The sequence below is a fragment of the Streptomyces sp. NPDC052016 genome, assembly GCF_044548445.1.
GTDB lineage: Bacteria > Actinomycetota > Actinomycetes > Streptomycetales > Streptomycetaceae > Streptomyces.
On the sequence record NZ_JBIUBX010000061.1, the window covers coordinates 1 to 5,992 of the forward strand.

At 67.8% G+C, this 5,992-nt stretch carries 4 protein-coding genes and 3 pseudogenes; 5 read left to right on the forward strand and 2 right to left on the reverse strand.

Features of this window, described 5'->3' with window-relative positions; genetic code table 11:
* A pseudogene (locus ACIHAR_RS39535) lies at positions 1 to 99 on the forward strand (IS5/IS1182 family transposase); the annotation flags it as partial.
* Between the two features lie 8 nt (positions 100 to 107).
* Here the strand turns inward: ACIHAR_RS39535 and ACIHAR_RS39540 are convergent.
* Positions 108 to 378, reverse strand: a pseudogene (locus ACIHAR_RS39540) (HNH endonuclease); the annotation flags it as partial.
* 36 nt (positions 379 to 414) lie between these two features.
* Between ACIHAR_RS39540 and ACIHAR_RS39545 the strand changes: the two are divergent.
* Positions 415 to 1,767, forward strand: coding sequence for a hypothetical protein (locus ACIHAR_RS39545; RefSeq protein WP_400024099.1), 1,353 nt, complete (start codon positions 415 to 417; stop codon positions 1,765 to 1,767).
* A gap of 145 nt (positions 1,768 to 1,912) precedes the next feature.
* A pseudogene (locus tag ACIHAR_RS39550) lies at positions 1,913 to 2,842 on the forward strand (IS5 family transposase); the annotation flags it as partial.
* 101 nt (positions 2,843 to 2,943) lie between these two features.
* Here ACIHAR_RS39550 and ACIHAR_RS39555 read toward each other — a convergent pair.
* A complete protein-coding gene (locus tag ACIHAR_RS39555; protein ID WP_400024100.1) occupies positions 2,944 to 3,888 on the reverse strand; it encodes a hypothetical protein in 945 nt (314 codons plus the stop codon).
* A gap of 425 nt (positions 3,889 to 4,313) precedes the next feature.
* Between ACIHAR_RS39555 and ACIHAR_RS39560 the strand changes: the two genes are divergently transcribed.
* Positions 4,314 to 4,538 carry a hypothetical protein gene (locus tag ACIHAR_RS39560; protein ID WP_400024102.1) on the forward strand — a complete coding sequence of 75 codons (225 nt, stop codon included), beginning with the start codon at positions 4,314 to 4,316 and terminating at the stop codon, positions 4,536 to 4,538.
* Positions 4,539 to 4,697: 159 nt separating this feature from the next.
* On the forward strand, positions 4,698 to 5,303 hold the full coding sequence (locus ACIHAR_RS39565) for a dihydrofolate reductase family protein (protein ID WP_400024104.1): 606 nt from the start codon (positions 4,698 to 4,700) through the stop codon (positions 5,301 to 5,303).
* The last annotated feature ends 689 nt before the right edge of the window (positions 5,304 to 5,992 follow it).

The window sequence follows — 5,992 nt, forward strand, 5'->3', positions numbered from 1 at the left end:
CGCCGTTTGCACCGCCGCTATGAACGCAAGGCCGAGCACTTCCTGGCCTTCACCGCCATCGCCTGCAGCCTCATCTGCTACCGCAGACTCGCCAACTGAGATGACGTCTAAGTGATGGTGGTGCCGGTGCAGCCAGCCGCGAGTTCGGTAAGCCGGTCGAGTCCGGCCTGGTGGTGGCGAGGCTCCAGCGGAGTTTCGTCGCGGTCCATTCGGCCGCATACCGGCACACCACGCCTGCCGCCGGGGAGCCACTCGACCGGGTCCTGGTCGGGTCTTGGAGCGGTTGGAGCGGGCGGTGACGGCGATGAGGCTGGAGTCCTGTCCGAGGTCGTTGGCGTAGGCCTCGCGCCGGGCGGCGGTCCACGTGGAGGCGCCAGCTGGCAGGGGGCGGGGCGAGCGCTATGGTGCGTTGCCGTGGACGCTACTGATCTTGACGACCGGGCCCGGACACGGTCCGGCTGCATCCCGCCGGAGCTGGTCTTGCGGCTGCTCGAACACGGCCACATCGACGTGGTGGAGCTGCACGCCGGACGCGGGGAGTGGTTCTGCGCGCTGGCGTGGGCCCGGTTGCTGGGTGAGCAGGGCCGGCAGGCCGACGCGTTGGAGGTGCTCGCCCCGTACCTGGCGACCGGCTGGTGGACGGCCGTCGTAGCCGCGGCCGAGCTGCTGGAGGGCTGGGGCCGCGTCGAGGAGGCGATCGAGATCACCCGGGTCCGCATGGAGGCCGGACACCCGATGGCGCTGGAGTCCTACACGCGCCTGCTCGCCCGGCACGGCCGCGCCGAGGAGGCGTTCACCCTGCTGCGCCCGCACATCGGCGAGCTGTCCCTCGACACACTGGTCGACGTCGCGGCCGCCGCCGGCCGCGACGAGGAAGCCGCCGCGCTGGTCTCCGCCCGGACCGAGCACCGGTGTTCCGACTTTCCGTGGTGCTGTCGAGGCCTTGATCGCGGCACTGCGATCGGGCTCCTCGCCAAGATCCGCGAGCGCCAGGGCCGCATCGACGAGGCGATCGACCTGCTACGCACCGGCACCGGCAGCACCATGCTGCTCAGCAACCGGGAGCAGCTGGCCGCGCTGCTGGCGCGGCACGGCCGGCTCGACGAGCTTCGGGCAACTGCGGCGACTGATGACTCGAGGTACGCCGTACAACGGCTCGCGAGGTTGCTGGAGGAGCGCGGCGACGTGGAAGGGGCGATCGCGGCATACCGGCAGGCCGACGGACCCGTGGCCCACGACCCCAACTCGGCGTTCGAGCTCGCGCAGCTCCTGGCCCGGCACGGCCGGGGAAGCGAAGCGATCGACGTGATGCGTGTCCAGGCCGACGCCCGCAACGGGGACGACTGGATCCTCCATACTCTGTCCGACCTGTGCCTTGCCCAGGGCCGCCCCGAGGACGGCCTGGCACACCTCGACGCCCTCGCCGCCGCCCGCGGGGGCGAGGAGGACTGGGACCTGTACTGGATACGGCTGCCGCTGATCGCCGCCCGCGACGGCGTCGACGAAGCGATCGCACACGCCCGCTCCCACCCCGAGGGCGCCACCTGGTACGCGGCACCACACATTGCCGAGCTGCTCGCCGGCGCCGGACGCACCGAGGAGGCCGTCGCCGTCCTGCGCCCCCATGCCCCCGCAAACAGCCACGACCTGGCCGGGTACCTCATTGACCTCGACCGCATCGAGGAGGCGGTGGCCGTCCTTCACCAGAACGAGTCTCGTCCGTCAGAGCCCTCGACCACCGCTTGGAGCGAAGAACCTCCGTTCTGAAAATTTGCCTGGCACAACCCAAGGGACGGTCGGCCCGCTGAGTCAACCGCGTCACAAGGGGCCTCCTCCGGATGCCTGCGGGGTTGACTTAGGGCTGTTTCTCGGATGTCCCATGGTGATCATTGTTTGGGTCCCCGCTGGTGGCATGGGGCGGGGTGATCTGACGAATGCAGAGTGGCGGCGGCTGGAGCCGTTGCTGCCGCCGATCGGGCTGCGTGGTGGTCGACGGGCTGATCACCGGCGGGTGGTCAACGGTGTGCTGTATCGCGCCCGGACCGGCGTGCAGTGGAGGGACCTGCCGGAGCGATTCGGTCCCTGGCTGACCGTTTCATAAGCGGCATCGTCGCTGGTCGGCGGACGGAACCTGGCAAAGACTGCTCACCCGGCTGCAGGCCGGGGAAGAAGCCGCCGGCCGCGTCGACCGGAACGTCGCTGTCGATTCCACCGCCGTCCGCGCCCACCAGCATGCGGCCGGCACCCGGCACGCACCACCGCCTCCGCCGCCCGAAAAGGGGGAAGCGGCACAGGCGGCTCGTCCCGATCCAGTACTCCGGTCCCTGGTCAACCGCCTGGTGAAGGTGGTCGACCAGGCGAATCCTTAGGCAGGTCCCGAGGCGGTCTCACGACCAAGATTCACCTCGTGGCGGACGGCCGATGCCGGCCGTTGTCCCTGTTGCTGACGCCCGGTCAGTACGGTGACGGCCCTCAGCTGCAGGCGGTCCTGGAGCGGATCCGCGTACCCAGGATTGGGCCGAGGCGCCCCCGTGTCAGGCCGGACACTCTGACCGCGGACAGGGCCTACACCTCTCGTGCCAACCGCCGCTACCTGCGCGGACGCGAGATCCGGCACACCATCCCCGAACGCCGTGACCAGCAAGAACATCGCCGCAATCGCGGCAGCCGAGGGGGCCGGCCCACCGGCTTCGACATCGAGCACTACCAGACCCGCAACACCGTCGAACGCGCCGTGAACCGGCTCAAGCAGATCCGGGCAGTCGCCACCAGGTACGACAAGCGGGCCTATGTCTATCTCGGCACCGTCACTCTCGCTGCCGCCCTCGTCTGGCTCCGCACATGATCCAAGAAACAGCCCGTGGTACTGAAGCCGCAGTTGCTGTCCTCCACGACTACCCGACCGTAGGGCACGCCTATTAACCCACTGGAGCAAGTTTGCTGCTACACAAGCTCGACCCTGACCGGCGCCGCGGATGGTATGGATATTGTGTCGCCCTCAGCGAGACCTTGAGGGTCCTCGTAATCGACGGGTAGCACGATCAACATCGTGTGCGGACGCGGCAGCCACCCAACATCTTGAGGCGGATCGCAATACCCGATGTCGATCACCCGTACCAACTGCTCGCGAATACCCACGCCGCAGCTGTCGCCCGCAGATAGCGTCCAGGGGGCAGGATCGGTCTGGAAGAGGCTGATCCGAGACTCGAAGGAGCCTTGCTTGCGCGGTATGGCGTACTGTCCGTTCCATTGGATTTCAGAGTCAGGATCGATCTGCTCCCATGGCCAGACGATGGTCACGTCCCAGTCTGAAATCTTGACCACCCGTGTGGGGGTGAAGGCACAGCTGACACGCAAGGTGTCACCCACCTTGACCGTCTCAACGTTCATGATCACCTCTGTCGCTCCCCGGCACGTGTGAACTGCACCGTAGCGCGCGGTTGGCGTGGAGCAGCTTCGGGCGGGAGATCTTGGGGCCTGAATTACGCAGCCACAGGTACGGGGGTCGTGGCTGCGGCGGCGGGAGTGGCTGAGGCGGGCTCGGTGCTGGTGGCGGCGTCGCCAGCGTGACCAGTGCAGGATGTGTCCGGCCCCGTGCCCGACGGTATGGACGACCTCGGCCCGCAGGCGGCTGATCGCGTTCACGCTCAGTCGGATCAGGTCGCGGTTGCCTCCTCCTTTTCGCCGGTGCTGACCCGTGGCGACGGTCAGGTGCGCGGCGGCCGTCAGTGCCAGGGTGATGTGCCGGTACCAGGCCCGGTAGTGGCGTGCCTGGTACTGGTCCAGGCCGGCCTCGTTCTTGGCGGCCTGGAAGCATTCCTCGATCGCCCAGCGGGCGCCGGCGGCCCGCGCGATCTCCGCCAGCGGTGCGCCCAGCGCCGAGTGCACCAGGTAGTACGCCCGCTCACCGGTGGTTGAGGGCGGATCAGCAGTGCGGTGGAGAAGCCGTCGGCAGCCTCTCGGTCCGGCAGCGAGACCTGGGCCCAGGCGTACTCGCGCAGCCCGTGGGCGCCGTCTCCGACCGAGCGGACCTCCCAGACGTCCTCCGCACAACCGGCACCCGGGTGTGCGAGCAGTGAGGTGCCCGCCCATAACTGCCCCGTATGCAGGTTGAGTCGTGGCTGCTATGCCAAGCCTGCGCCGCGGTAGCTCGTTGGCTGGCCACGGGAGTGGAGAGCATCGGCTCCGGCAGGGTCCACGTCACGTTCGTCGCCTTCCAGGACAGCCAACTGACAGCTTAATCGACAATAAACCCATATCAGATCGAATAGTGACAAAATCGACATGCGGGGAGTGGTGTCTGGGAGGAAAGGGTGGATCTGGACGCTGTCGCCGATGAGCTGTACGCCCTGCCGCCGGGTGAATTCACCGCTGCCCGCGACGAGCATGCGAAGGCCGCCCGCGCCACAGGCGACCGCGAGCTGGCCGACCAGACCCGCCGACTGCGCCGCCCCACCCAGGCGGCGTGGGCCAGCAACCTGCTGGTGCGCGAGGACCCCGACGAGGTCGAGCGGCTCCTGCAGCTCGGCGCTCCGTAGGCCTCAGAACCCATTTTTGCACCGGCCCTCCGAAGCAGTGCCGCTCCGCCGACCTGATCGGCTGCCGCGTCATGGGTTTTCTCGTTACTCCACAGCGCGGCCGATGAGCTTCTGGCTCCCGGCCGGTCCAAGCTCGTGACACCTAGAAAGGACACCGCCATGTCGGAGCTTCTCATCGACTTCATCACCTCCCTCGACGGCCACGCATCGGCAGAGGGATGGCCCGGGTTCTGGGGCCTCGAGGGCCCGGAGTACCTCGCATGGCTCGGCGAGCAGCCCGAGGCCACCTACCTGATGGGAGCGAACACCTACCGCCTGATGTCGGGCTTCGCCGCAGGCGAGGTCCCGAATGGCCAAGACGAATTCAGGCCCGAGGAAGAGGCGTCCGTCGACGAGCTCACGCAAGCGTCCAAGGTAGTGTTCTCCTCCTCACTCGAGGAGCCACTGACGTGGGCCAACTCCACGCTCGTTCGCGACGACGCCGTCGAGGCGGTCCGCGCCATGAAGTCGAGTGGCTCGGGGCTCCTCAGCACGATCGGCAGCCTCAGCCTGTGCCGGTCCCTGCTACGAGCCGGACTCGTCGACCGCTTCCGGGTCGTGATGTTCCCGGTGATCACCGGGGCCACGGGCGAAGAACGCATCTACGACGGCTATCCGGACGTTGCCCTCGAGATGATCGAGCACCGCACCTTCGACAGTCGTATCCAGCTGGTCGAGTACAAGCCCCGCGTGCTCGAGCACCCGCCGCTCGGCGTCACTGCGTGACGTCGCCCCGTCCGCCGGTCTGGACGGCCGCCAGGCCGGCGTCGGCGGCGCGGAGCAAGACCCACTGTAGGCACTCACGCACCCAGCAACGTGACAGCGCCCGGGCACGGAACCAGATCCGGCATCCGAGCCCGCACCAGGATCCGCTCACCCTCGTCGGCCACCTCCTCAACGAGCAGCGGCGACAGTCCCGAAACGTCACGTCCAAGCTCGTTGACATTTCGCACGTCATGCCAACGACCCGCCACCACGCTCAGTCACCACCGAATGTGAGTGAGGGCCGAACGTTTCGCAGTCCCCGACGCGGAGGCCTCCGGTAGATGGGTCCACCACCTTGCGTTAATTCGCGGGGTGGGTTGGTCGGTCGCTAGAGTCGGGTGGATCAAGGAATCCGCGAGGCGGAACGCGCCGCGCGGAGCGTCGGGGGACGAGGGACCTATGGTGTGGGACGAGTGGGAGCAGTTGAAGGCCGAGGCGGCGGAGAGGCATTCGGCGCAGATGCAGCTCAATCAGTATCCCGCCGATGCCGGTGGAGGCGCGGGTGGTGGTCAAGGGGGTAAGGGCGATGAGCTCCGGGTCAACCACGACTCACTTAGACGTCGTCTCATTTGGAGTACTGGGTAGTCTGCTCGTGTGGTGATGGTCGAGCGCATGGTGCCGGACGAGTTGTGGGAGCTGTTCGAGCGGGT